Source organism: uncultured Streptomyces sp. (assembly GCF_947488945.1).
Lineage (GTDB): Bacteria > Actinomycetota > Actinomycetes > Streptomycetales > Streptomycetaceae > Streptomyces.
Genome location: NZ_CANLBS010000005.1, coordinates 239,974 through 264,758, shown reverse-complemented (window position 1 = coordinate 264,758; position 24,785 = coordinate 239,974). Strand labels below are relative to the sequence as shown.

The 24,785-nt window shown below is 73.4% G+C and carries 19 protein-coding genes, 2 pseudogenes and 1 riboswitch; of the genes and pseudogenes, 14 read left to right on the top strand and 7 right to left on the bottom strand.

From position 1 onward, the window contains the following. The first annotated feature begins 138 nt into the window (after positions 1-138). The 3 genes and pseudogenes from Q0994_RS09955 (at position 139) to Q0994_RS09945 (ending at position 4,358) form a co-directional block, all read left to right on the top strand. Entirely contained in the window at positions 139-1,311 is a 1,173-nt protein-coding gene (locus Q0994_RS09955) for a winged helix DNA-binding domain-containing protein (protein WP_299531760.1), read from the top strand. Between the two features lie 19 nt (positions 1,312-1,330). Beyond that, a pseudogene (locus tag Q0994_RS09950) lies at positions 1,331-1,717 on the top strand (helix-turn-helix domain-containing protein); the annotation flags it as partial. A 526-nt stretch (positions 1,718-2,243) separates the two neighbouring features. Next, a complete protein-coding gene (locus tag Q0994_RS09945; RefSeq protein WP_299531757.1) occupies positions 2,244-4,358 on the top strand; it encodes a hypothetical protein in 2,115 nt (704 codons plus the stop codon). Positions 4,359-4,444: 86 nt separating this feature from the next. Here Q0994_RS09945 and Q0994_RS09940 read toward each other — a convergent pair whose 3' ends face one another. Continuing rightward, complete coding sequence (locus Q0994_RS09940) at positions 4,445-5,011, bottom strand: histidine phosphatase family protein (RefSeq protein WP_299531754.1); 567 nt, start codon at positions 5,009-5,011, stop codon at positions 4,445-4,447. A gap of 136 nt (positions 5,012-5,147) precedes the next feature. Next, positions 5,148-5,296: riboswitch (adenosylcobalamin (AdoCbl) riboswitch) on the top strand. Positions 5,297-5,298: 2 nt separating this feature from the next. Between Q0994_RS09940 and Q0994_RS09935 the strand changes: the two genes are divergently transcribed. Next, complete coding sequence (locus Q0994_RS09935) at positions 5,299-5,514, top strand: CbtB-domain containing protein (protein ID WP_299531751.1); 216 nt, start codon at positions 5,299-5,301, stop codon at positions 5,512-5,514. A 19-nt stretch (positions 5,515-5,533) separates the two neighbouring features. Next, the gene (locus Q0994_RS09930; protein WP_299531749.1) at positions 5,534-6,313 is read left to right on the top strand and encodes a CbtA family protein; all 780 of its coding nucleotides are present in this window, start codon (positions 5,534-5,536) and stop codon (positions 6,311-6,313) included. Positions 6,314-6,675: 362 nt separating this feature from the next. Here Q0994_RS09930 and Q0994_RS09925 read toward each other — a convergent pair whose 3' ends face one another. Together Q0994_RS09925 and Q0994_RS09920 are read right to left on the bottom strand one after the other, a co-directional pair. Next, entirely contained in the window at positions 6,676-7,413 is a 738-nt protein-coding gene (locus tag Q0994_RS09925) for a dienelactone hydrolase family protein (protein ID WP_299531746.1), read from the bottom strand. A 223-nt stretch (positions 7,414-7,636) separates the two neighbouring features. Further along, positions 7,637-7,990, bottom strand: a complete 354-nt coding sequence (locus Q0994_RS09920; RefSeq protein ID WP_299531743.1) for a tetratricopeptide repeat protein — start codon at positions 7,988-7,990, stop codon at positions 7,637-7,639. A 1,054-nt stretch (positions 7,991-9,044) separates the two neighbouring features. On the opposite strand from Q0994_RS09920, the gene Q0994_RS09915 reads away from it, so the two are divergent. Further along, positions 9,045-9,515, top strand: a complete 471-nt coding sequence (locus Q0994_RS09915; RefSeq protein ID WP_299531740.1) for a MarR family winged helix-turn-helix transcriptional regulator — start codon at positions 9,045-9,047, stop codon at positions 9,513-9,515. Positions 9,516-9,712: 197 nt separating this feature from the next. Further along, positions 9,713-12,400, top strand: a complete 2,688-nt coding sequence (locus Q0994_RS09910; RefSeq protein ID WP_299531738.1) for an FUSC family protein — start codon at positions 9,713-9,715, stop codon at positions 12,398-12,400. Positions 12,401-12,480: 80 nt separating this feature from the next. On the opposite strand, the pseudogene Q0994_RS09905 reads toward Q0994_RS09910, so the two are convergent. Together Q0994_RS09905 and Q0994_RS09900 are read right to left on the bottom strand one after the other, a co-directional pair. Continuing rightward, positions 12,481-12,827, bottom strand: a pseudogene (locus tag Q0994_RS09905) (DUF1330 domain-containing protein). Positions 12,828-13,006: 179 nt separating this feature from the next. Then, positions 13,007-13,681: a TetR/AcrR family transcriptional regulator gene (locus tag Q0994_RS09900; RefSeq protein WP_299531736.1), complete on the bottom strand. Its 675-nt coding sequence runs from the start codon at positions 13,679-13,681 to the stop codon at positions 13,007-13,009. A gap of 299 nt (positions 13,682-13,980) precedes the next feature. Here Q0994_RS09900 and Q0994_RS09895 point away from each other — a divergent pair, with 299 nt between their 5' ends. Beyond that, positions 13,981-14,943, top strand: a complete 963-nt coding sequence (locus tag Q0994_RS09895) for a zinc-binding dehydrogenase (protein WP_299532138.1) — start codon at positions 13,981-13,983, stop codon at positions 14,941-14,943. A gap of 114 nt (positions 14,944-15,057) precedes the next feature. Then, positions 15,058-15,267: a hypothetical protein gene (locus tag Q0994_RS09890; RefSeq protein WP_299531733.1), complete on the top strand. Its 210-nt coding sequence runs from the start codon at positions 15,058-15,060 to the stop codon at positions 15,265-15,267. A 340-nt stretch (positions 15,268-15,607) separates the two neighbouring features. Here the strand turns inward: Q0994_RS09890 and Q0994_RS09885 are convergent, their stop codons facing one another. After that, on the bottom strand, positions 15,608-17,959 hold the full coding sequence (locus Q0994_RS09885; protein ID WP_299531731.1) for an AbfB domain-containing protein: 2,352 nt from the start codon (positions 17,957-17,959) through the stop codon (positions 15,608-15,610). A gap of 501 nt (positions 17,960-18,460) precedes the next feature. On the opposite strand from Q0994_RS09885, the gene Q0994_RS09880 reads away from it, so the two are divergent. Continuing rightward, on the top strand, positions 18,461-19,459 hold the full coding sequence (locus Q0994_RS09880) for a dihydroxyacetone kinase subunit DhaK (RefSeq protein WP_299531729.1): 999 nt from the start codon (positions 18,461-18,463) through the stop codon (positions 19,457-19,459). A 50-nt stretch (positions 19,460-19,509) separates the two neighbouring features. Beyond that, positions 19,510-20,175 (top strand): dihydroxyacetone kinase subunit DhaL, encoded by a 666-nt coding sequence (gene dhaL, locus Q0994_RS09875; protein ID WP_299531727.1) that lies wholly within the window; start codon positions 19,510-19,512, stop codon positions 20,173-20,175. Positions 20,176-20,443: 268 nt separating this feature from the next. Here the strand turns inward: dhaL and Q0994_RS09870 are convergent, their stop codons facing one another. After that, positions 20,444-21,142 (bottom strand): HAD family phosphatase, encoded by a 699-nt coding sequence (locus tag Q0994_RS09870; RefSeq protein ID WP_299531724.1) that lies wholly within the window; start codon positions 21,140-21,142, stop codon positions 20,444-20,446. A gap of 611 nt (positions 21,143-21,753) precedes the next feature. Between Q0994_RS09870 and Q0994_RS09865 the strand changes: the two genes are divergently transcribed. The 3 genes from Q0994_RS09865 to Q0994_RS09855 all read left to right on the top strand — a co-directional run bounded on the left by Q0994_RS09865 (position 21,754) and on the right by Q0994_RS09855 (position 24,732). Continuing rightward, entirely contained in the window at positions 21,754-22,434 is a 681-nt protein-coding gene (locus Q0994_RS09865; RefSeq protein WP_299531721.1) for a ScbR family autoregulator-binding transcription factor, read from the top strand. Positions 22,435-22,568: 134 nt separating this feature from the next. Beyond that, entirely contained in the window at positions 22,569-24,281 is a 1,713-nt protein-coding gene (locus Q0994_RS09860) for a RecQ family ATP-dependent DNA helicase (RefSeq protein ID WP_299531718.1), read from the top strand. A 175-nt stretch (positions 24,282-24,456) separates the two neighbouring features. Then, on the top strand, positions 24,457-24,732 hold the full coding sequence (locus Q0994_RS09855) for a DUF5133 domain-containing protein (protein ID WP_299531716.1): 276 nt from the start codon (positions 24,457-24,459) through the stop codon (positions 24,730-24,732). Positions 24,733-24,785: the final 53 nt, after the last annotated feature.

Below are 24,785 nucleotides of genomic sequence, written 5' to 3'. Positions count from 1 at the left end.
CCACGGTCCGCACCGACGAGAGCCCGCCGAACGGCCCGCGCGCCCCGGACGCCCGAGCCGACGGCGTCTCGCACGGACGTTACCCTCCCCCTCCCCGACGCGGTCCCCGTCCGCCGATCCCGGAACCACGGAGACCTCATGCCCGCCACCCCGCGTCCACGAACGGATGCCTCCGGTCCGCCGCCCGCCGGGAAGCCGCCCGCCGTGCTCGGCGACCGCGCGCTCAACCGAGCCACCCTCGCCCGTCAACTGCTCCTCGACCGTGCCGACCTGCCCGTCCTCGACGCGGTCGCCCATCTCGGCGGCCTCCAGGCGCAGGAGCCCCAAGAGCCTTACCCCGGCCTCTGGTCGCGGCTGCGCGCCTTCGACCCCTCGGTGCTCTCCGGGCTGCTGACCGACCGGAGGGTGGTGCGTACGCACCTGATGCGCCGTACGGTCCACCTCGTCACCGCCGACGACGCGCTCGCCTGGCGGGCCCGCCACGACGCCATGCTGCGCCAGCGCGTACTGGGCGTGTACCGGGACGAACTGGCCGGCATCGATCTCGAGGAACTCGGCGCGGCGGGCCGGGCGCTCATGGCCGACGGCGTACCCCGCTCGATGGGCGAGATCGGCAGGGCCCTGCACACCGCCCGGCCGACCGCGAGCCCCCGGTCGCTCGGGGAGATGGTGGTCGCCGCGCTGCTGCCGGTGGTGCAGACGCCGCCGCGCGGGCTCTGGCGCGCGAAGGGCGGGGTGCGGAACGTCCCCCTGGCCGCATGGCTGGGGCGCGACATCACTCCGCCGTCCGACGACAATTCCGACCCGGTCGGGCAGGCACTGGTCCGGCGCTATCTGGCCGCGTTCGGCCCGGCGGCCTCGGCCGATCTCCGCGCCTGGTGCGGCCTCGCCGGCCTGCCGGCCGCGGTCGCGGCGATGCGCGGCGAACTGATCACCTTCCGGGACGCACGCGGGCGGCTGCTCCTCGACCTTCCCGACGCCCCGCGCCCCGACCCCGACACCCCGGCGCCGGTACGGTTCCTGCCCGCTTTCGACAACGCGATCCTCGGCTACCACGACCGCGGCCGGATCATCGACGACGCCCACCGCGGCCTCTCCGTCGCCGGGGCCCGGGTCGTGCTCGTGGACGGTCGGGTCGCCGCCACCTGGCACGAGACGGACGGCACCGTCACCGTCACTCCGCTCGGCCGCCTCTCCCGCGCCGACCGCGCCGCGGTCGGCGAGGAGGGCCGGGCGCTGGCGTCGTTCCTGTCGGACGGCGAGGCGGCCGCCGGCGCGGACCGGGTACGGATCGCCCCGGCCCCCCGCTGACGTCGAGAGCCGGGGCCGGTCCGTGATGCCGCTCGAACGCGAGGGCGGGCAGGCGCAGTTCATCGTCCATGACCACGCGCCCACGCCCCGGGGCGGAACTCTCGAACCTCTGCTGCTCTGGCTGCGGGCCCACCTCGCGGACGATCTCACCCTCGCCTGCATCGCTGAGCAGGCGGGTATGAGCACCCGGAGCCTGATCCGCCGGTTCCGCGAGCAGACGGGCACCACGCCCCTCCAGTGGCTCCACCGCGCCCGCATCAGGCAGGCCCAGCACCTGCTCGACTCCACCCGGCTCACCGTCGAACGGATCGGCACCCAGGTCGGCTTCGGATCGCCGACCGCGTTCCGCGACCGCTTCAAGAAGACGACCGGCGTCAGCCCGCACAGCTACCGCCGGTCCTTCGGACGCGGGACGGACCCCTCGGCGGACGGGGCGCGGCGCGGCCGGACGGTAGCCGGACGCGCGACGCGGGCACCGGTCGCCGGTCGGAGGCCGTTCAGGTGCGGCGGTCAACGCCGGATGCCGACTGCCGAAGCGCCGGAGACGAACGGGGATCGGGGGCCGTCACGGAGGCTCGTACGACCGGCGGTCGAACTGTCGGACTGTCGGGCGGCCGGACCGGTCCGCACCGGCTCCGCCGGTACAGCAACTCTGGTACAGCAGCTCCGCAGCACGGCGGCTTCGCCCGGACCGTTGCCCGGACAGACGTTCGTTCGAGGGCTCGAACTCCAATCAATGCACCGTTCTGCGTGTTATTTGCCGGATTTCGCTGCATTTGACCCTTAGGTTGTGGGACGACTCCACTCGGGTGGCGTTCCGCGTCACCTCCTCAGACACCCCAACCCGGCGGGCGCCGTCCCTCCGCGCACCGTCGTCGCTGACGGGCGGCGGCAGCGACGGGGCGCGGCCGGGCCCAGGAAAGGCAGAGCAGGTGAACGTGGCCGGCGTCATCATCTCCGCAGTTGTCGCGCTGCTGACGACCGCGGCGGTCGTCGCGGGGGTCCGCAGATTCGGCCCCGGCCGGCTGCTCCCGGACCACCCGGGGGCGCGCCGCAAGGCCGTCCCGTGCGGCGCGCCCGTCGTGCTGGTGACCACCGTCGTGCTCCTGGTGGGCACGCCGCTCGGCCTGCCCGAACCGGGCGTACGGGTCCGGTGCCTGCTCGCCGCCGCGTGTGTGATCGCGGTGCTCGGCCAGGTGCACGACGTGAAGCCGGTCGGCCCCGTGCCCAGGCTGGTGGTCACCGGTGTGGCCTCGGTGATCGTCGCCGCGACCTCCGGGCTGTCCCCGGTGATCGCCCTGCTGGCCGCTCTGCTGATCACGCTCCTCACCAACGGCTTCGCGCTGCTGGAGGGTTCGGACGGAGCGACCGGAACGGTGGCGGTGGTGACGGGCCTGGGGCTGTTCGTCTGCGCTCTTGTCGACGGCAGCACGGGTCCGCTCGTCCTGCTCGTCGTACTCGTCGCCGCGCTCGGCGGGTTCCTCGTGCGCAACTGGCAGCCCGCACACGCCGCTCTCGGCGAATGCGGCGCGCTCTTCGCGGGGTTCCTGCTCGCCGGCTCCGCCGTGCTGCTGCTCGCGCAGGCCCCCGACGGGAACGCCGCCTGGACGGCACTGCCGCTCTTCCTGCTGGTGGCCCTGGCGGACGTGGTGCTGGTCGCGGCGTCCCGGCGGCGGGCCGGCCGGCCGCTGCTCGTCCCCGCGCCCGACCATCTTGTGCACCGCCTCCGCAGGCTGCGGCTGACCCAGCGGGGGACGGCGGTCGCCCTGGCCGCCGTCGCGGCACTCGGCGGCCTCTCGGCCGTGCTGATCCACACCGGAGTGTTGCACCCCCTCACCGGGTTCGTCCCGGCCGTGGCGGTGGCAGTCGCGGTGGCCGGTTTGCTCCGTGTGCCCGTACACGGCCCGGCGCAGGCCGGTACCGGAACGCGCGGCAGGCCCTTCCCGCCCCCCGCCGCCGGGAGGCGGCGCACGGCCCCGCCCGCGCCTGCCGGGACGCGGCGCAAGACCGCACCCGTGCCTGCCGGGACGCGCCGCAAGACCGCACCTGTGCCGAGCAGCATCGGTCTTCCGTCCCCCGCCACAGGGGCGCGCAGACCGGTTCAGGCGACGGTGACGCATCGGCCCGTCCGGGCCCCCGGCACCGACAGCGACGTTTCGGTGGGCGGCGCGCCGAGGGTCGGCGCCCGTCGGGCCGCTCCCGGTCCCGCGCGCCCGTCCGCCGCCCCGGCCCGGCCGTCCGCCGCCCCGAACGTCGCGGGGGCGGGCACCACGGGGAAGGGTGATGCTCCGACGAGGGCCGCGGAGGTGCGCGGTGCGGAGGTGCACGGTGCGCGTACGAGAGGCGCGGAGCCCAGCGGTACGGAAACGGGTGGTACGTGGACCGGGTGCGCGGCCGTGACGAGCGGCGCCGGCAAGACGCGGGCCGTGGCCCGGGAATCGGGCGCGGCGAGCGGTGCCGTGACGAGTGGAGCCGCCAGGGCAGCGTCAGTTCCGGGTGGCTCGGCGAGGGTGGCGGCCGTTGCGGGTTCGGCGCGGGTGGCTGCGGGTGCGCGAGGCACCGCCCGGACGGCGGCCGGCACGAAGACCGCTGCCGGAACGGAGACTGCGGGCACAACCGGAGCGGAGGAGTCGGGCAAGGCCGCTGCGGGAACCGGTCGGCGGGCTGCTCCGAAGGCCCCCGCCGCATCCACTGCTGCCGCGGTCCCCGTGGGCAGGGCCGACGCCGGCGCGACGGACATGACGGGGGAGGTGCCCGCGACGGATGCCAGGGCACAAGGCTCCGATGCCACGGAGGGCGGGACGGCCACCGAGAAGGCGGCGAAGCCCCGGACCGCGCCGAAGTCCCGTAAGCCGCAGAAGGCACCGCGACCCGGCACGACACGGTCCCCGCGCCCGTTGTCCGTGCCTGAGCCCTCCCGGAACACCTCCGGGCAGTCGTCGCCGGGTGCGGGGGGCGGCGGCCAGACCCCGGCTCCGCGTACCGCGCCCCTCCGCGCGGCGGCGGCCGATCGACCGGAAGCCGATCTCACGTCCGGCAGGCACTGAGCTGCGGGCCCACGGCCCCGCAGGGCGGGGAAGGCCGTTCCTCAAGAGCCCTGAAACCTGAAACCCCAAAACCTGAAGCTATCCTCTCAGGCCCACGGGTGACCGATCGTCAGGTTCCACCGCCCGGCCCGGCCGACGAGGCGAGTGGCCGTCAGGGGTGCGACATCCAGCCGCCAGAAGGTCTCCGGTGGCAGGCGAAGGGCGTGCACGACGGCTGCTCGTACGACCGCGGGTTCGGCGACCGCCACGAAGGGCCCGTCCGCAGGATCCGTACGGTCCAGCCATCCGCCGACCCGCGCGACGAGGCCGTTCAGCGACTCCCCGCCGTGTGGCTGTGCGTCCGGGTCCCGCAGCCACACCTCCACGCCCGCCGGATCGGCCTCGGTCACCTCGGACAGCCGGAGTCCGGTCCACCGCCCCATCTCCCATTCCCGCAGCGCCGGTTCGGGCACCGCCTCCAGCCCCAGCGCGGCAGCGGTCGCGCGGCAGCGCCCGGAGAGCCCGCAACGGTGGGCCGCGTCGCTCGGGAGGGCGAGCGCCGCAGCGCGGGCCCGGCGTTCGCCCTCCGGGTCGAGCGGCCCGTCACCGCCGAACCGCGCCTCCCGCAAACCCGCGTTCGTCGCGGGTGAGATCAACGTCACCCGTACCGTCATCGGCCCGACTCCTCTGCTCCCTAACGCCGTTGCCCACCCTGCCGCACGGCGCGGGCGGGGGCCGGGGCGGGGGCGGGACGGGGGTGGGGCGAGGGTGGGACGGGCCATGGCGGCGGGCAGGGCCGGGGCGGTATGGTCAAGGCTCCAAGACGACGGCGCAGATGGAAGTCCGGTGGGAATCCGGCACGGTCGCGCCACTGTGAATCCGCCTCGTGCGGTGAGTCAGACCCAGCGCCGTCGTCCAAGGCACCACGTTCGGGACGCGTGTTCCCTCAGGAGGTTCTGCCATGGCACAGTCCGCCGCACCTGCGACCGGCACAACGGCCATCACCCCCGTCTCCGCGAAGGCCCTCGCCCCGTGGGCCGTCTTCGTCGGAATCCTCATGCTCGTCCTGCTCTACTTCGTGGGCGCGGAGCAGGGGGCCACCTCCCTCTTCTCCGGTGAAGGCGTCCACGAGTGGGTGCACGACGGCCGTCACCTCCTCGGCTTCCCCTGCCACTGACGCGTCGGGGGAGAAGACCGTGAACTCCATATCCGTCAGAGCTCTTCTGGTCCGCGGCATGTTCGCGGGTCTCGTGGCGGGGGCGCTCGCCTTCGCCGTCGCCTACTTCCTGGGCGAGTCCCGGGTGGACGCGGCGATCGCCCTGGAAGAGGGACACAGCCACGCGCACGACCACGGTGCGGCGGGCGAGGAACTCGTCAGCCGCACCATGCAGGCGACCGGTGGCCTCGCCACCGGCGTCCTGGTGTTCGGCGTGGCGATTGGCGGCATCCTCGCACTGGTCGTCGCGTACGCCCTGGGCCGGATCGGCCGGTTCGGCCCCCGGTCCACCGCCGTCCTCGTGGCGACCGGCGGTCTGCTGACCGTCTACGTCGTGCCGTTCCTCAAGTACCCGGCCAACCCGCCGGCCGTCGGAAATCCGGACACCATCGGGCAACGCACCGGGCTGTTCTTCCTGATGATCGCCCTCAGTCTGCTGCTCACGGTGGCGGCCGTCCTCTTCGGCAGACGACTCGCTCCGCGTCTGGGCAACTGGAACGCGACGGTGGCCGCGTCCACCGCCTTCGTGGCCGCCATCACCCTGGCGTACGTCTTCCTGCCGTCGTTCGACGAGGTGGGGGACTTCCCGGCGACCCTCCTGTGGCAGTTCCGGCTCACCACGCTCGCCGTCCAGGCGACGCTCTGGCTGAGCTTCGGGCTGATCTTCGGCTGGCTCACCGACCGGCTCCTCGCGCCGCACCCGGCTGCCTCGGCGAGTGGTGCCGACGCGGCTCCGCGTCCGGCGGGGGTGGTGGGCTGACGCGCGGCGTCCTGCGGGGACGCAGACCCGAGGGGCCGGTACCGGACAGACGGAAGCGGCGCTCCGACGGCACCGGTCCCGCTGTCCGCGTACCGCTCCTCCGACGCCCGTCACTTCTCGGACGTTCGCTACTTCTCCGATGCCCGTCGCGCCACCGTGGCGCGGCGGGCATCGGCGCGACCGGGGGTGACCGGGACTCGCGCAGAAGGGCAAGGGGATCTTCCCGCCCTCGAGTTCGGTAACGGCTCCGAGCGCGAGGCCGCTCCACCCTTCCGGCGATGCGGTTCCGTTGGAGGGACTACAGGGGAGGGGCGGTCAGCGTACGAAGCCGTCCGGGCCCGGTGCCGGCACGCTCACCTGGCTCATGCCTTCAGATCCTCCGCCACGGGCAGGCACTCGGCGAGCAGGTCGACGACGTCGCGCCACGCGCGCTGCGCGTGCCGTGGGTGGTAGCCGACGCCGGGGACTGTGGGGTGGTCGACCGGCGGGTGGTGGAAGGCGTGCAAGGCGCCGCCGTAGACCGTGAGCCGCCAGTCGACGCCCGCGGCCTGCATCTCGGCGGTGAACGCGTTTCGTTGCGCGGGCGACATGATCGGGTCTTCCGACCCGACCCCGGCCCACACCGGGCACCGTATGCGCGCCGCCTCGCCCGGTCGCCCCGTCGTCAGTGCGTTGACCGTCCCGATCGCGCGGAGGCCGACGCCGTCCCGCCCGAGTTCCAGCCCGATGGCGCCCCCGGTGCCGTAACCGACGGCGGCGATCCGGTCGGGGTCGGCCCGCGGTTCGGTGCGCAACACGTCGAGCGCCGCATGGCCGATGCCCCGCATCCGGTCGGGATCCGCGAGCAGTGGCATGCAACGGGCCAGCATCTCCTCGGGGTCACCCAGATAGCGCCCGCCGTGAAGGTCGAAGGCCAGCGCCACATATCCCAGCTCGGCGAGTGCGTCGGCCCGGCGACGCTCGACGTCGCTGAGCCCCATGCCCTCCGGTCCGAGCAGCACCGCCGGCCGTCGGCCGACACCGGCCGGGAGCGCGAGGTACCCGATCATCGTCAAACCGTCGGCCGGGTACGCGACCGTACGCGTCGTCATCGTCGTCATGCGTCTGGACCGTAATGAGCGTCGAGGCCGGTCCGGCCGGTGTTCCGCCGCCGGCTGAACAGTTCGGCTGACCAGCGGAAGGGCGGTGCATCCCCGGTCCGGAAGAGGATGCACCGCCCGTGTACCGCTGCTCTCGCGCGCCTGCCCCCCGTGCCGCTCATGCCGCGGAGGGTACGGATGCCGCGGGGAAGCCGGGCTGCCGTGGAGGGCGGGCCGCCGCGGATCAGGGAGCGAGCGACTCGAAGTCGCCGTTCAGGGCCGCGGCCATGCGCAGGTGCGGTGCGGCCTCGTCGTGACGCCCCTGGCGTTCCAGAGTGCGGCCGAGCATCAGCCGCGCGTAGTCCTCGACCGGGTCGCGCTCCAGTACCGCCCGCAGTTCGGTCTCGGCCTTGCCGAGCCGGGCGGAGTGATAGTAGGCGCGGGCCAGGAGCAGACGGGGGCCGACCTGCTCAGGGGCCTCACTCACCAGGCCACCGAGAATGCGGGCCGCGGTCAGGTACTCCTTGGCGTCGAAGAACATCTGCGCCCGGTTCCACCGGTCCGCCGCCGTCCCGAACTCGAAGTACTCCTGCTCCATCTGCTCTCTCCTCGTTCCTCAGAGGTGCTGTCCACCCCTTCGGACGCCTCAACCGAGGGTATTGGTTGAATATTCCACTACTTGGGGAGTGTTCGAAGTGTCCGAGGCGCCAACGGTGTCCGGGGTGGCGGCGGTGTGCTGTGGAGGAAGCCCGGCGGGCGCGCGTAGCTCAGGCCTGCGGGTCCGTGCGGGCGGTTCACTCCGTGGGGCGCGGTGGTCGTCCGCCCGCGTCGTCGAGGTCCCCTCGATCTCGGAGAACCGTTGGCCCGGCTCGTGAGCCACGCGCGGTTCGTTATGCGCGAACGTACTCGGGGGGTGGCGATCCGCCACCCCCCGATCACCGCGCTGCGTCCTTCAGCACTGCGGACGGCTGCCGTGGTTCGCGCCGTTCTTGCGGCGGGCCCTCTTCTTACGACGTCGCTTCGAGGACATCGAAACCTCCTCTTTCTGTGACGATTCCACTACCGATGTGAACCAACCACCGGATTGTCGGCTCCAGGAGCCACTAGGGCCCTTACCCGCCACGGCGACGCCTGATACACCACCCGGATGCAGGCGTGTGGCGTGAGCCATGCCATGACGCGTGGGTGCCGCCGCCCGGCCCTACGCCGCGCACCCGCCGGTCGGCCCGCGTCTTGCTGCATCAGGCCCGTCGCTCGGCCCGCACCGGGCCCGATCTCCCCGCCGCTCGATCCCGTGCCGGGTCCTGTTCCCGTCGTGCGATCCCGCATCGGGCCCCTCCCCGCCGCTCCGCCCGCACCGGGCCGTCGCCCGCCGCTCGGCCCGCACCAGGTTCCTTCCCGCCTCTCGACCCCGTACCAGGCCCGCTATCGGCCCCCGTCCCGCTGCGCGATCCACGTCCGGCGTCGGGTACTCGCCCCCCGGCGGCCCCCATGCCGCGCGCACGTCGACGGGTCCCGCACGACGCGCCCCCGACGAACCCCGCACCGCGCGCGCCCCCTGGTCGGAGCGACGCGTCGGCTCCGAGCGCCACGGTTGGTGCATTTTGCCCGCACATGGTTCCGGCACGTCTTCACATATATATAATTGGTATATGCATCAATCGTCGTCCTCCGAGGAGCCCACCGACGAGCAGCGCATCGAATGCGCCGCCCGGGGTCTTCTCCGGAGCATCGGGCGGCTCTCGCAGACCCTCTTCCGCAACGGCGATTTCGGGCTCACCCGCAGTCAGGTGGCCGTGTTGGACGCGTTGGAGGGCGGACCCCTGCGGGTCACCGGACTCGCGGGGCACACGGGGATGGCGCAGCCGCGCGTGACCGTGGTCCTGCAGGGCCTCCAAGAACGCGGCCTGGCGTCGCGCGCCCGGCGCGCCGACGACCGGCGTGTCGTGGAGGCGTCCCTGACGGCTGCCGGGCGTGAGGTTCTCGACGAAGGACGCCGCCGGATGGCCGCCGCGCTGCTGCGTGGCCTGGACGCCGGCGTGGACGACTCCGAGCGCGCCGTCGGCGCTGCACGGGATGCGCTGACCACCCTGCTGAACGCGATGGAACCGGAGAACTGTTGATCACCCCTGGCACCAGGCCGTCGGACACGGCCGCGCGCCGCGCAGCGTTCGAAGCTGCCCCCGCAGCGTTCGAAGCTGCTTCCGCACCGCTCGAACCTGCCCCCGGACCGTTCGAACCCATCCCCGCAGTCGCGCCCGGCCTCCGCCGGGCCGTTGCGCCGCGCCGGGTGGGCGGACCCCGCAGGCGGTGGGACTGGGTGCTCGCCGCCGACCCGGGCCTGGGGCAACTGCAGGCGGGGTGGCGCACCCTCGTCGCGATGGTGACCTCCCTCGCCGTCGGCTACGTGGCGGCGTCGGCCCTCGACGTGCCCGCCATGATCGGCATGATGGTCGGCGGAATGATGGGCCTGATGAGCGCCTTCGCCGTGGCCGAGAACACCTGGCAGCGGCTCGCCCGCGCGATCCTGTGGATGCCCTTCCCCTATGCCGCCGTTCTGTGGGTGGCGGCCGAACTGCACGGCGACAGGGTGCTGGAGATCAGCCTCATGGTCGTGGCCCTGGCGTTCACCTTCTTCCTCGCCCGCTTCGGTCAACTCGCGCTGCTCACCGGCATGATGCTGTTCAACGGCCTGATGGTCGGCATGATGGCCAACATCCCCGCGCCGCTCGTCGGCAAGGCGTTCGCGATCGCGTTGGTCTCCGCCGTGGCGGTACTGCTCACCCGGCTGCTGCTGTGCTACCCGATGCCGCGCGAGGACCTGCTGCGCACCCAGCGGGCCTTCGTGGTGGAGGCGCGCCGGGTGGCGGACGCCGCCGTCGACGCGCTCGACCCCGACGCGGACCAACGGCGGGCCGTGCGCAGGATGGCGCGTTCCCTGCGACGTCTCAACATCACCACCGTCACCATCGACGGCCGGCTCGCCCAGCCCGAGGTCGCCGCCGACCCCGACATGGCCGAGCTGCTCCACCGCCACCTCTTCGACGCCGAACTGGCCCTGCGCGGAATCGGCCGGGCGGTGCAGGAGCTGACGGCCCTCGACGTGCCGCCGCCCCTGCGCCAGGCGCTGGCCGTCGGGCTCGTCGTCGCACGGGACACCCCGCTCGACAGCGCGCAGGGCCTGCGCCCCGCCGCCGAACTCATCCGCCGACGCGCAGACCGGGTGGGGCAACACCCCCGCGGCGGAGGCCACGCGGAGACCGCCGAACTCGCGCACCGTGTGGCCGACCTCCTCGATTCCCTGGCCGGCTCACTCGCGCACTGGCTGTCGCTGGGCTGGAGCTCGCCGTCGGCCCCGGCCAAGGTCCCCTTCCAGCCGACCGTGGCGCTCGAACGCAATCTGCCGGCCGGTTCCGCCGCCGCGACCCAGCGTGTCCTCGCGGAACGCACCGGCACGAGCTGGCGGCGCGCCGTGCCGTTCGTACGCGTACCGCTGCACGCCGGCGTCGCCGCCGCCATCGTCTGCCCGATCACCGACGCCATCGATCCCGGGCGCTTCTACTGGGGCCTGGTCGGCGTGATGATCACCCTGTTCGGCACGAACACCACTCAGGAGCGACTGCGAAAGTTCGGCCACCGGATGGCCGGCACGGTGGCCGGTGCCGTACTCGGCATCCTCCTGCTCCACCTCGTCGGACCCGGCCACGTCCACTGGACGCTCGCCGTCATCGTGGCCGGCCTCGCCTTCGGCGCCTGGGGCATGCAACGGGCGTACGCCATCTGGGTCGTCGGCCTGGTCGTCGCGCTGGTGCAGCTCTACGGGCTCACCACGCCCTACGGCTCCATGGACCACCTGCTCGGCGAGCGGCTGCTCGACAACGGCCTCGGCATACTCGTCGCGACCGCCTGCGCGGCACTGATCTTCCCCCTCTCCAGCCGTCGGATCACGCGGGAGGCGGAGCGCGGGTACGTCTCGGCCGTGGACGACCTCGTCATCCAGCTCGCCACCCGTTGGGACGACCCCGACGCCCCGGTCCGCCTCCGTGGGGCAGCCCGTGCGGTAGACTCGGCACTGTTCCAAGTCGTCAGTCTGGCACGCCCGTTGGTCCGGATGCCGCTCGGTGTACGGGGACGGGGAGCCGACAACCGCACCGCGCTGCTCACCGCCGCCACGGGCCACGCCCGGGCCCTCGCGGCGGCGGCCGACATCGACATCGATTTCGCGCCGCGCCTCGCCGAGCGGTTCGCGCTCATCGCCACCACGCTGACCGGCTCGCTCCGCGCCCTCGACCGTTCGCTCGCCGCGCCCACCCCGGGAGGATGCTGGCAGCGGGTCAGTCCCCTGGTCGAGGAGCTGAAGGCGGAACTGTCCATGGCGCCGCCCGGCCCCCGCGCGGCTCGCGTACGTACCGCCCTGCGGGAGTTGGCCGCGCTGGACGAGACGCTCGCCGGGTACGCGGAGAGCCGCGGCCTGACCGTCCGGACCAGCCCCTCGGAGCCGGTGGCGAGCTCGCCGATGGAGCGCCGCACCCGGGCGCTCGTCGCCGACTGGGCCACCCGGCGGGAGCCCCGGAGCACCACCGGCGGCACCGTCCCCACGCCCGCGGCTCCGTCCGGACCGGTGCTCGCCGCCACCGGCGAAGTCCGGGCCGCCGGGCCGGACGACGCACCCCCGGCCGCCGCGCGACCCGCCACCGCTTCCGCCGCCACCACGTCCGCCGCCACGGTGCGCCCCGCCGCGGTCCCGTCCGGCGGAACCACCGTCGCCGGACGTGTCCGGTGCGCCGAACACCCCGGCGGGTGCGCCGGCTGGGTGACCCTGATCGACGCGCGGGGCAAGCGCGTCGCCGCGGGTCCCGTGCAGGCGGGGCGCTACCGGGTCACCGGCGTACGGCCCGGCAACCACACCCTGATCGTGTCGGCCGCGTCCCACACCCCGCACGCGGAACTCCTGACCGTCCGGCACACCTCGGGACCGGGTCCGATCAGCCACGACCTGCGGCTGTGAGGCGGGGCACGGACCGTGGCCGGCGGCCATGACGGGGCCTGGCCGCCGCGACCGTCACGCGCCGCCGGCCCCGACGTCTCCTACTGGGACGGCAGGGCCTCGCGCATCGCGCGGGCGGTGGCGGTCGCGTCGTAGTCCTCGGGTACGCCCTCGACCAGGATGATGTCGCCCTCGATGTGCCGTGAGCGCAGGGGGGCGATCTCCCGGTACGCGGGGAGTCCCACCAGGCCCGCGCCTCGGCGATGCCGGGGAAGCCGATCACCACGAGGTGCCCGGGCCAGCTTCCCTCCTTGACCTCGTGCTGCGCGCCGTGCACGAGGAAACGGCCGCCGAACGGCTCGAAGGTGGCGGTGACGCGCTCGATGTACTCGATGATGTCGGGGGCCGGGGCGGCATCTCGCAGGTGTGCGACGGCGTAGGCGGGCATGGTGTCCTTCTTCCGGCGGATCGGGCTCCGTACGCCGCCGACCCTCGCACACGGAGTCGACGCGGGACGACGCTTCCCCGGACGATGCCCGAACCTCGTGGCGAGATCCGGTGCCCGGCTCGCACCAGGGTGTGCCGGGTGCGTCTCACGGTGCCGGCGGGTTTCCGTGTACGCGCCGTTCACGGCGGGGCGTCCTCCCCGTGCCGCTCGTCCGTCCCCTTCCGGCCGTCGTCCTGTCCACCGGCGGCGAGCCGTGTCGCCGGGGGGAGCGGCGCGCGTACGGGGCCGGCCGCGAACGCCTGGATCACGTATCCGGCGAACCGCCGGGACGCCCGCACCCGGGCCTCCGGCGAGGCGGCGCGGATCCCCTTATTGGCCATGATCATGATGACCAGGTCGTCCAGGACGAAGTCGCCCCGCAGCCGCCGCGCGGCCTTGGCCCGCTCCGCCAGCCCGGCGACCGCCTTCAAGGTGTACGTGCGCCCCTCGGCCATGTCCGTCGTCCCCGGGAACGTCGACATGAAGGCCTCGGTGAACCCCCGGTCCCGCGCGTGCAGCTCGCAGATCTGTTCGATCACCCCGCACAGGCCCCGCCACGGGTCGTCGTCGGCGCACCCCTCGTCGACGATCCTGCGGCACGCGCGCAGTTGGTCCGCGAATGCCTCCGTCACCAGATCCTGCTTGGCCGGAAAGCGCCGGTACAGGGTTGCCGGCCCCACTCCCGCCCGCCGGGCGATCTCCCGCATCGGCACGTCCAGGCCGTCGGCGGAGAACAACTCGCGGGCCGCGTCCAGGATGCGTTCGCGGTTGTCCAGGGCGTCGGAGCGCAGGGGCTGAGGCAAAGAGGCGGTCACCACTCTCACTTTAGCCAAGTGGACGGGGGCGTCCGTTAACGTCCGGAACGGCGGGGCGAGCCGGATGCGCCTCACGCGCAGAAGCACCGGATGCACCGATGCACCGAACGCACCTGAAAGCACCGGGCGCACCGGACGCGGCCCGGTGACGAACCGCCCCCGCAGCCGCCGCCCCGGTCGCGAGCCCGGTCCCGGCGGCCCACGGCGGCGGTGCCCCTGGCGGCTTACCGACGACGGCGCGCGCCGACCGAGGACGGCGGCGCCTGGCCGTACCCGCACGGAAGAACGTGGAGATGACAGTGAAGGCAATCGCGATCCAGACGTTCGGCGGTCCCGAAGGGCTCGCCGTGATCGACCTCCCGGCACCGGTTCCCGCCGCCGGGCAGGTGGTGATCGCCACCGAGGCGGTCGGCGTCGGCGGGGCCGACGCCCTGATCCGGAGCGGCGCGCTGGCCGCCTACGGGTTCGGTCCCGGTCACATCCCGGGCGGCGAGGTGGCGGGTACCGTGACCGCGGTCGGTGACGGTGTCGACGCGTCGTGGATCGGCCGACGGGTGTGGGCGTTCACCGGCAGCGGAGGCGGATACGTCGAGCAGGCACGCGCCCGGGTCATGGACATCGTCCCCCTGCCCCCCGCCCTGTCCGCGACGGACGCGGTGACGCTCGGCAGCTCGGCCGCGGTGGCCCACTTCGGGCTGCGGCACGCCCGTCTCGCACCGGGGGAGACGGTCCTGGTGCGAGGGGCGGCCGGGAGCATCGGGATCATGACCGTGCAACTCGCGGTACGGGCCGGCGCGTCCGCGGTGGCGGTTACGACCTCATCGGCAGCCCGTGGGGAGCAGTTGCGCCGACTCGGCGCGACCCACGTGCTGGACCGGGCAGGCGGAGGCGGGGAAGGCGCACCCGCCACGTTCGACGTCATCATCGACGTCGTGGCCGGCCCCGATCTGTCGGCGTTCTTCGACCGGCTCGCCCCGAACGGCCGGATGGTCGCCGTGGGCGCCGTCGGCGGCCGGCCGCCCGCCGACTTCGGCACCCGGATGATGGCCGCGTTCCAGAAGTCGATGTCCTTCGCGACCTTCAGCGCCGCCACCGTCGCCCCGGAGGAGCTCCGCGCCGTCCGCGCCGAGCAGTTCGCCGCGGCTGTCCGGGGCGAGATCGAGACGGTGGTGCACGACGTGCTGCCGCTGCACGAAGCGGCGCGCGCCCACAGGAGGATGGACGACGGCGAGGTCTTCGGCCGCCTCGTGCTGACGCCGTAGCCCGTTGCCCCACCGAACGGGCCCTCGTTGTCCTCGGGGGCCGGTACGAACCCGCCCGCGCGGATCGGGCGTGCCCGGCGCAAGCGCGGCGGGCGATGTGGAACCATGGGGCGCATGGACACGATCTCCTCCGTCGAGCTTGCCGCACAGCGGCAGCGGACCGCCGATGCCGCCGCGGAAGCGGCGCGCAATGATGTCGAACTCGAAGCGGTCGCCGCCGTCCGTGAGGGCGAGCCCGTGGAGGAGGTCTCCGAGGCCGCGGGCATCGAGAGCGACGAACTGGCGCGCCTGGAGCGCACCGCTGGGGACGTCCCGCCCGCCTGACCCTGTCTCTCCGGTGACTCCGCCTCCCGGGTAGCGCCGTTCTCCGCCTCGGCCCGGGCGGGCGCCCGGCCCCGCCGCCGCGCACTTCCGCCGAGCGGTTCGGCCCCGGAAGCGGAGGACGCATCACGCCCCCGGGACCGGGACCGGGCAGGTTCGTCGGGATCATCGGGTGACCGCAGATCCCGACGAACCGGTCACCCTCTCGCCGGTTCGTCAGCCCCCCGGATCGTCAGGCTGCCGGACCGTCCCCGCGTCCGCGCCACCGGACTCCGGGACCACCGGACCCCACCGGGCCGCCGGGCCGTCCGGTCATCGGCTCACCGCTCCGCCCGATCGTCCGTCAGGGCGCCCACGGCGCGTCGACCGACCACGTGGTGTCCTCGGTGAACGTCGCCGGGTTGTCCCACGCGTGACCGCCGCCGGGGGTGGCCAGCCACACCTCGGAGTCGATGTGGCGCAGGTAGCTGCCCGGCAGGTTGGCGCTGGTCAGCCGGACCCCGCCGGAACCGGCGACGGCGCACCAGGTGGCGTCGTCCCGGAACAGGGCCGAGCCGTCGTCGGCGTCGCGGCGGATCCGGAAGTCGCGGTGGCGCAGGAACTCGCCCGGATAGTTCCGTGATGCGAACGAGTAGCAGGTGCCGTTGGCCAGACCGGCCACCACCTTCCAGGTCGCGTCGTTCTTCAGCAGCGCGCTGCTCGCACCGTCGACGACCGCCGTGTAGGCCAGTCCCTGCGAGTGACGCAGGTACTTGTTCGTGTGTCCCGGTGTGGTGACCCGCAGCGAGGTGTACTGGCCGGTGGGCAGGGCGGCCGGCGGTACGCGGTCCTTCGACGCCTGGATCAGCGCCTGGTTGGCGGCCTTGACCCGTGCGGTGTCGACCTTGACCACCTGGCGGTCGTAGGTGAGCAGGCCGTTGGCCTCGTTCTCCACGTCGGTGATCTCCGTGTAGACCGAGGCGGACAGCCCGGCCGGCATCTGGCCCACGCGGATGCCGTCGAGCAGACCCACGAACCGGTTGTTCAGAGCGGCGGTGCCCGCCTGGTCCTCGTAGCTGAAGCCGCCTCCCGGATACCACTCGTGACCGGGGACCTTGTACCCCAGCCCGCCGAACTCGCCGAGGACGGCCGCCCTGGTGGCGGTCGGCGCGGTGTTGCCCGGTCCGACGTAGACGTGGTTGTCGACCACGTCGCCGTTGCCGCCGTCGACGGCTCCGCAGCAGTTGACCCCGCTCATGTTGTCCACCAGCCGGGACGGGTCGTACGCCTTCACCTCGTCGGCGATCCTGGCCTGGTCGTACTGGCCCCAGCCTTCGTTCTGGTTCACCCACAGGATCAGCGAGGGGGAGCTGCGGTGCTGGTCGATGACCGAGCGGTACTCGGCTTCCCACTGCGTGCGGGCCGCCGCGGCGGGCGTCTTGCCGGTGTCCATCGCCGGCATGTCCTGCCACACGAGCAACCCCAGCCTGTCGGCCCAGTAGAACCAGCGCTGCGGCTCCACCTTGATGTGCTTGCGCACCATGTTGAAGCCGAGGTCCTTGTGGGCCTGGAGGTCCGACTTCAGCGCGGCGTCGGTCGGCGCGGTGTAGATGCCGTCCGGCCAGTAGCCCTGGTCGAGGGTGCCGGTCTGGAAGACGAACTTCCCGTTCAGTACGGGGCGCAGGATGTTGTCCACCGTGGCGAGGGCGATGGACCGCATGCCGGCGTAGCTGCCCGCGGAGTCGACCACCGCGGTTCCGTCGAGGAGTTCGGCGCGTACGTCGTACAGGAACGGGTCGTCAGGGCTCCACAGCCGGGGGTTGGGAACGGGGACGGAGAGGTCCGCACCGGGGGCGCCGGTCGCCGTGCCCACCACCGTGCCGCCGGTGGAGACGGTGACCCGGGCGGTCCGGCCGCTTCCGGCCGCGGCCTGTACCTTGACCCGCAGGGCGCCGGCGCCCGGGTTCGGTGTCATGTCCAGGCGGGTGATGTGGGACGCGGCGACGGGCTCCAGCCACACGGTCTGCCAGATGCCGGAGGCGGCGGTGTAGAAGATCCCGCCGCCGGAGTGCGGGTCGACCTCGTTGATCCGCTGCTTGCCCACGGCCTGGCCGCCGGTCTGGGTCGGGTCGTACACGGACACGACGACGGTGTTGGCGCCGCCGTTGAGCTGGGGTGTGATGTCGTAGGAGAAGGCGTCGAAGCCGCCCTTGTGCTCGCCGACCCGGGTGCCGTTGACCCACACGGTGGTCTGCCAGTCGGAGGCGCCGAAGTGCAGTACGGTCCGACGGCCGTTCCAGCCCGTCGGTACGGTGAACGCACGTTTGTACCAGAGCTTGTCATTCTCGGTGATCTTCCGCTTGACGCCGGAGAGCGCGGACTCGGCGGCGAACGGCACCCTGATCTGCTCGGAGAAAGCGGCGGGTTGCCCGGCGTCGCGGCCGGTTACCGCGAAGTCCCAGATGCCGTTGAGATTGGCCCAGTCGGGGCGGGTGAGCTGCGGGCGCGGGTACTCGGGCAGCGGGTTGTCGACGGAGACCTGGTTCGTCCACGGGGTGGTCATGGGGGAGGGCTTCGGCGTCCACGCCGTCACGGCCGCCTGCGAGGGCGCGGTGCCGGCCCCGACCAGGGCGGTGGCGACGAGAGCGAGCAGGCCGGCGGAGGCGGTCAGCCGTCTCCACCAGGACCGCGGTGCGGGTACGCGTGCGGAATGCATCGGTCTGACTCCTTCTCGGCGTGCGGGCGGGCGGGCCGTACGGGTCGGAGCGACTGCCGGAGGTGGTCGTCGGTGCTGGTGTCGGGCCAGTCGCACGAAGCGGGCGCCGTCGTCGCCGACCGGGGCGTCGGTGCCGCGGCCCGTGCCGCAGCGGCGGTCGGGCATGCGGTGCCGGCCATCGCCCCGGGGCCCCTCGGCCGTGGGGCCGGGGGGCGCGACGGCTGACTTTCAACGTTGGAAAATGGTCTCGGCGGTATGACAGCACGCCGGTGCCCGGGTGTCCAGGGGTCGCGCGGCGCCGCGCGGTTCACACGACTGCCACGGTCCCGCGTCGAGGTGCGACCGCGGTGACCGTGCAGGAGTTCGTCGCGGGAGCGTGCGAAAGTAACTGATCCGTTCCCGTGAGTTGCCACCGGCGCACGGCCCCTTCACCATGGAGTGACCTCTTCGCAGGACGCGTCAACAGGCCGCCCGCGGCCCCGGGACGGAAGGGCGGCGCGCATGGCCCGGTACTTCGAGAACAGCACCGACGATCTGGTTCCGGACGCGCTCGCGGGCTTCGCCCGGGCGCACGCCGATGTGGTCGAGCACCACGCGGACAGCGGCTCACTCGTCGCCCGCCACACCGCGGCGGCCCGGCGGGTCGGCCTTCTCTCGGGCGGAGGATCGGGACACGAACCGCTGCACGCGGGCTTCGTCGGCGCCGGCATGCTCGACGCCGCGTGTCCGGGACGGGTCTTCGCCTCCCCGCACAACCGGCAGATCTATCAGGCATCGCTCGCCGTCGCCCGGCCCGAGGGCGTGCTGCACATCGTCAAGAACTACACGGGTGACCGGATCAACTTCGGGATCGCGGCCGAGCGCCTCGCGCACCAGGACGTGGCCTGCGCACGGGTCCTCGTCGACGACGACCTGGCCTCCGACTCCGAGGCCGTCGGCGCCGGCCGCCGCGGGACCGGTGGCACCCTGCTGGTGGAGAAGATCCTCGGCGGTGCCGCGGACACCGGGCTGGGCCTCACCGAACTGGCCGAGCTCGGCGCGGCGGCGGTGCGCCGCTGCCGGACCCTGGCGGTCGCCTCGGCCGCGCACACCGCCCCGACCACCGACGAACCCGCCTTCACGCTCCCGGCCGGGGAACTGGAGTACGGCGTCGGCATCCACGGCGAGCGTGCGAACCGCACCCGGCCGCAGCAGCCGGTGGCCGCCCTGGTCGAGGAGATGACGGACGCCCTGCTGGCGGCGGTGCGTCCCGGGCCCGGCGAGCCCGTGCTGGCGCTCGTCAACGGCCTGGGGGCGGTGACCTCGCTGGAGCTCTACGGCATCTTCGGCGAGCTCGGCCGGGTGCTCGACGCCCGGGGCGTCCACCTCGCCCGGCACCTCGTCGGGGACTACGTCACCGCGCTCGACATGCGCGGCTTCTCGCTCACGCTCCTCGTGGCCGACCCCGCGATGCTGCCCTTCTACGACGCACCGGTCCGGACGGCGGCCCTGCGGTGGTGACCGCCCCCCGCACCGGACCGGGGAACCCCCGCACACTGGAGGACGACGTCATGACCACGGGTGCTTTCGACGGACGGGCCACGAGCGACTGGATGCGGCGGTTCGCCGCCACCGCGTACGCCACCGAGGCAGAGCTGACCGCGCTCGACCAGCAGGCGGGCGACGGTGACTTCGGCGTCAACCTCACCGCCGGCGTGAAGGCGGGCGAACGCCTGCTGGACGCGGACGGCAACCCTGACGGGGGTCCTTCCGCACCGCTCGGCAGCATGGCCGCCGCCTTCCTGGACGAGATCGGCGGCACCAGCGGGCCGCTCTTCGGACTGCTGTTCCAGGCGCTCGCCAGGACCGCGGAGTCGGCGGGCTCCGCCCTGACCGCCGCCGCGCTGGCGACGGGCACGGAGGAGGGGCTCGCCGCGATCCGCCGGGTGGGTGACGCGGCGCCCGGCGACAAGACGCTGGTGGACGCCTTGACGCCCGCCGCCGAGGCGCTGCGCGCCGCACCGGACGGGACCCCGGCCGACCAGGCGCTGGAACGGGCCGCGGAGGCGGCTTGGCAGGGCGTGCGGGACACCGCCGACCTGTCCGCCCGGATGGGGCGGGCGAGCTACCTGGGGGAGCGCGTCACCGGCGTGCCGGACCCGGGCGCGGTGGGCATCGCCCTGTTCTTCGCGTCGGCCGCCGACACGGTCCGCGAGGTCGCTCCGCACCTGCGCTGATCCGGAGCCGGTCCCCGTACGGCGCCCGCTCCGGGCCTGCCCGCTTGCCCGCCGGTCCTCGCCCCGAGCCCCCGCGTCATGCCGGTTCGGGCGCGTCCTCCCCGCCTCCCCCTGCGCCCCCGCCTCCGGCCGCTTCCGCCGACTGCCTGCCGCACGGGCCGGCCCGCCGTCGCCGGCCCGCTCCTGCGCGGCTGCCGGCCGTCCGCCGTTCGCCATCCGTCGTCCCCCTTCCCTCGTCCACCGTCCGCGCGCAGAGCCGGCGGCCCGGTCATTCCGGGCGCTCGACCGTTCCGCCCACATGGGTGCGGGCCCAGGCGGCCACCGCAGGATCGGCCAGGCTCGCCACCCACAGATCGGCGCTGTCCGCGCCGGAGCCGCCGGGACGCGGCCCCGAGCCCAGCACCCGCAGCCCCGCACGGCGCGCGGAGGCGACGCCCACCGCGGTGTCCTCCACGGCGAGCGCGTCCTGCGGCGGGACACCGCAGAGCCGGGCGGCGACGGCGTACACGTCCGGTTCCGGTTTCGGTCGCACCTCGCCGCCGGCCACCACGACGTGGTTGAAGCAGGACAGCAGCCCCGCCCGGTCGAGGCACGACTCCACCATCTCCAGCGGGCAGTTGCTCGCCACCGCGAGCGGCATCCGGCCGGCCGCCGTCCGCACCAGTTCGGGCGCCCCCGGCATGGTGACCGGGTTCTCGTCGACCAGTGCCATGAAGCGGGCGAGCAGCCCTTCGGCCATCTCCTCGGCGAGTTCCGGCTTTCCCGACTCCTCGGCCATGAGCGCGCCGCAGTCGACGTAGTGCACACCCTTGGCCCGTTCGGCGAAACCGGGCGTCGGACGCAGCCCGTAACCGTGGAAGACCTGGTTCCGGGCGTCCTGCCAATGCCGTTCGGTGTCCATCAGCGTCCCGTCGCAGTCGAAGACGATCGCGGAGGGGGTCCAGGTGAAAAGGGGCTGAGAGGTCATGTGTCTGCCGTTCTCGATGAGTTCGCGTACCCGTGCGGTGCGACGGATAGCCAGGCGCGTGCGGGGCCGGTGGGCGGCCCCTTGTGCGGAAGTGGCATGCGGAACTGCGCGTGAGCACGATGCGGGGAAGGACGCGGTGCCGCGGGGGCCGCCGCGTACCGGCGCGGAGTTCGGACGATGTGCGTCGAATCCGGGCGTGCGGAGGAATTTCCACCGTGCGCGGGCCGGAACCCGAAAACATCGTGCTCATTACGTTAATCAGGGGTCGCCGAGCCGTGCAATCACCGATTCGAGTGCTTACCGGCCGTGCGGCGACCCGGCGGACCGCTGCGGCGAGGGCGCGGAAACGATTGGCCGCGGACGGGAACCGTATCGGCCCGACTGTGTTGACCAGCGGCTTTCCGAAGTTCCGGGCCGTGGTGCGGACGGCGCCCCGTCAAGCGTGCCGGGGCCGCGGGGAGAGGTACGACAGGTTCGCGGAAATCACCCGCACGCGCACGCGGTGGAAGGATAATAAAATCCCGTCGCGCCGCTTTCCGAACGCCCGTTTCCCCGGCGTCGGATTTCTTCGGTGCCATGTGGCAGTGCAATTGATCGAAAGTAGAACACACGTGCAAGACAGGGCTCGGGCGACCCGTAAAGCGCTGCTGGAATCGGCGGCGCATCTCTTTGTCGAGCGGGGGTACGCAGGCACCAGCATCAATGACATAAGCGACCATTCCGGCCGGACCAGCGGTGCGATCTATTTCCACTACTCCAGCAAGGAGAAGCTCGCCCTCGCCGTCGTCCGCGCGCAGTTCGCCACCTGGCCCCAGCTCGCCGCCCCCTACACCGCGCGGGACGTCCCCCCGCTGGAGCGGCTGGTCGCTCTCAGCTACGGAGTGGGGCAGGCCCTCCGCGAGGACGTGGTGGCGCGGGCCGGGGCGCTGCTCTGGGCCGAGCGGCGCTCCATCGACGCGGCCGTGCCCACCCCGTTCGACTCCTGGGCCGTGGCGGCCACCCGGCTCCTCGCCGAGGCCCGGGGCCGCGGCGAACTCGCCGACGGCGTCGAACCCGCGGGTACCGCGACCACCCTGGTGTGCTCCTTCTTCGGGCTGTGCACCCTCAACGACGAGGTGACGGACCGCCGGGACTGGGCCACCCGGCTCGACGAGTGGTGGGTCCTGGTCCTGAACTCGCTCCAGGCGCACCCCGCCCCGGAGGCGCTGGTGGCCCGCGCCAGGGCCCGGCTCGCCGGCACGGGCGATCGTCGCGTCCCGGTCCGGGAACCGGTCGGCGCCCCCGCGCGGTGACGGCGCGAGCCCGTCGGGCGGACCGGCGGGACGCAGACGTCCGGGGCGGTGAGGCGGCGGTCGCGGGGTAGTCGGAGGTCACCCGGGCGGTACATCGGCCGCCCGCCCCGATCCCCGTCGTCCCGAGGAGCACCATGTTCACCTTCAGCGCGTTGTCCCGTCGGCTGCAGCGCAGTGCGCGCAAGGTGTTCGGATGGGAGCGCCTGCGGCCGGAGCAGTTGCGGGCCATGAAGGCGGTCATGGAACGCCACGACACCCTTGTGGTGATGCCGACCGGCGCCGGGAAGTCCGCGGTGTACCAGGTGCCCGGGGTGCTGCTGTCCGGTCCCACCGTCGTCGTCTCCCCGCTCATCGCCCTCCAGCGGGACCAGGTGAGCGGCCTGCTGAGACGGGCCGGGGCGGACGCGGCGGCGGTGAACTCCACCCAGAGCCGCGACGAGAACGACGCGGTCTGGGACCGGATCAGCGACGGGGACGTCGACTTCGTCTTCCTCGCCCCGGAGCAGCTCGCCAAGGACGAGGTGGTCGAGCAGCTCGCGGCGGCGCGTCCCGCGCTGTTCGTCGTGGACGAAGCGCAGTGCGTGTCCAACTGGGGCCACGACTTCCGTCCCGAATACCTCCGGCTGGGGCAGGTCATCGACCGGATCGGGCGTCCGCCGGTGCTCGCCCTCACGGCGAGCGCCGCCGCCCCGGTCCGCGCGGACATCGTCCAGCGGCTCGGCATGCGCGACGTGCGGGAGGTGGTCACCGGCTTCGACCGGCCCAACATCCACCTGGAGGTGATTCCCTTCCAGAAGGCGGCGGTCAAACGCCGCGCGGTGGTCGAACGGGCCGCCGCCGAGCCGAAGCCCGGACTGGTCTACGCGGCGACCCGCAAGGAGGCCGAGGAGTACGCCCGTGAGCTCGACGACCTCGGGCTGGACGTGGCGGCGTACCACGCGGGTCTGCCCGCCAAGGAGCGCGGCGCGGTCCACGACCGCTTCCTCGCCGGGGAGCTGGACGTCGTGGTGGCCACCTCCGCCTTCGGGATGGGCATCGACAAGCCGGACGTACGGTTCGTGCTGCACGCCTCGGTGCCCGGCTCGCTGGACGCCTACTACCAGGAGATAGGCCGGGCCGGACGCGACGGCCAACCGGCTCGGGCGATCCTGGCGTACCGCGCGCAGGACCTCGGCATGCAGCGGTTCTTCGCCGCCGGCCGCCCCGACCCGGACACCGTCTCACGGGTCGCGGACACGCTGGAGGAGCACACGGGTCCGGTCCGGCCCAGCGATCTGCGCAACGAGACCGGGCTGACGGCCAGCCGGCTGACGGCCGTCGTCAATCTGCTGGAACAGGTCGAGGCGGTGCGTACCACGGAGTCCGGGGACCTGGAGACCACCGGAACCGCCGACGCGGCCGAGGCCGCCCGCAAGGCGGTCGAACTCGGCGACGCGCACCAGCAGTTGGAGCGTTCACGGGTCGACATGATGCGCGGCTACGCGGAGCACACCGGCTGCCGGCGCCGCTTCCTGCTCGGCTACTTCGGTCAGCAGGCGGAGGACGAGGGGTCCTGCGGTTCCTGCGACCGGTGCGAGGCGGCCGAGCTGACGCGCGACGGCGCCGCGAAGGCGGCGGTGGAGGTGCTGGCAGGCACCGGCGGCCCGGTCGCCCCGCAGGACGAGCCCGGCGCCGACGCCGCCGCGCATCCCTTCCAGCCCGGCGCCCGCGTCCGGCACGGGCAGTGGGGCGACGGCTCGGTGATGAGCCAGGACGGCCGCCGTCTGACGGTGCTCTTCGAGACGGTCGGCTACCGCACGCTGTCGCTGGACGTCGTGGAGCGGAACGGCGTGCTGACCGTGTCCTGACGCGGCGCCGGAGAAGGCGCACGGGGCCGGACCACCGGCCGGCACGAAGCGACGTCACGGCGCCGCCGCCCGTGTGCCCGTGGCGTGCGGGATGAGGAGAAAATCGGGGGGGCATGGAGAAACATGTACGGGGCAGGAGGAGTTCGCAACCGCTTCTGCGACGATTGGGTGGATCATGCTGGTGCCGAGCCCGGAGAGAATCCGTACCCTGCTGACCCGTTACAACGAAGTGCAGCTGCGCCACTCGCAGTCCTCCACCTACGAGTTGCAGCGGCAGCTGGAAGACGTCACGTACACCTTGTGCGTCAGCACCGCCACCCGCACGGTCCAGGACGCGTTGCTCGCCGCCGACGCCATCCTGCGCCGGGCGACGCTCGCGGACGGGCAGCCGGCCGCGGCCGACGCACCGGCCGGGGCGCCGCGCGTCCGCCAGGAACCGCAGGCCGCCTGACGCGGGCGGACGGCGTCGGAATCCGGACTGTCAGTGCCGTCGGGCGGACTGCG

Bases quoted from the DNA above. Each gene is read 5' to 3' on its own strand.
- Q0994_RS09955 (WP_299531760.1), top strand. From the start codon at position 139: ATGCCCGCCACCCCGCGTCCACGAACGGATGCCTCCGGTCCGCCGCCC.
- Q0994_RS09940 (WP_299531754.1), bottom strand. From the start codon at position 5,011: ATGACGGTACGGGTGACGTTGATCTCACCCGCGACGAACGCGGGTTTG.
- Q0994_RS09935 (WP_299531751.1), top strand. From the start codon at position 5,299: ATGGCACAGTCCGCCGCACCTGCGACCGGCACAACGGCCATCACCCCC.
- Q0994_RS09925 (WP_299531746.1), bottom strand. From the start codon at position 7,413: ATGACGACGATGACGACGCGTACGGTCGCGTACCCGGCCGACGGTTTG.
- Q0994_RS09920 (WP_299531743.1), bottom strand. From the start codon at position 7,990: ATGGAGCAGGAGTACTTCGAGTTCGGGACGGCGGCGGACCGGTGGAAC.
- Q0994_RS09915 (WP_299531740.1), top strand. From the start codon at position 9,045: ATGCATCAATCGTCGTCCTCCGAGGAGCCCACCGACGAGCAGCGCATC.
- Q0994_RS09890 (WP_299531733.1), top strand. From the start codon at position 15,058: ATGGACACGATCTCCTCCGTCGAGCTTGCCGCACAGCGGCAGCGGACC.
- Q0994_RS09885 (WP_299531731.1), bottom strand. From the start codon at position 17,959: ATGCATTCCGCACGCGTACCCGCACCGCGGTCCTGGTGGAGACGGCTG.
- Q0994_RS09880 (WP_299531729.1), top strand. From the start codon at position 18,461: ATGGCCCGGTACTTCGAGAACAGCACCGACGATCTGGTTCCGGACGCG.
- dhaL (WP_299531727.1), top strand. From the start codon at position 19,510: ATGACCACGGGTGCTTTCGACGGACGGGCCACGAGCGACTGGATGCGG.
- Q0994_RS09870 (WP_299531724.1), bottom strand. From the start codon at position 21,142: ATGACCTCTCAGCCCCTTTTCACCTGGACCCCCTCCGCGATCGTCTTC.
- Q0994_RS09860 (WP_299531718.1), top strand. From the start codon at position 22,569: ATGTTCACCTTCAGCGCGTTGTCCCGTCGGCTGCAGCGCAGTGCGCGC.
- Q0994_RS09855 (WP_299531716.1), top strand. From the start codon at position 24,457: ATGCTGGTGCCGAGCCCGGAGAGAATCCGTACCCTGCTGACCCGTTAC.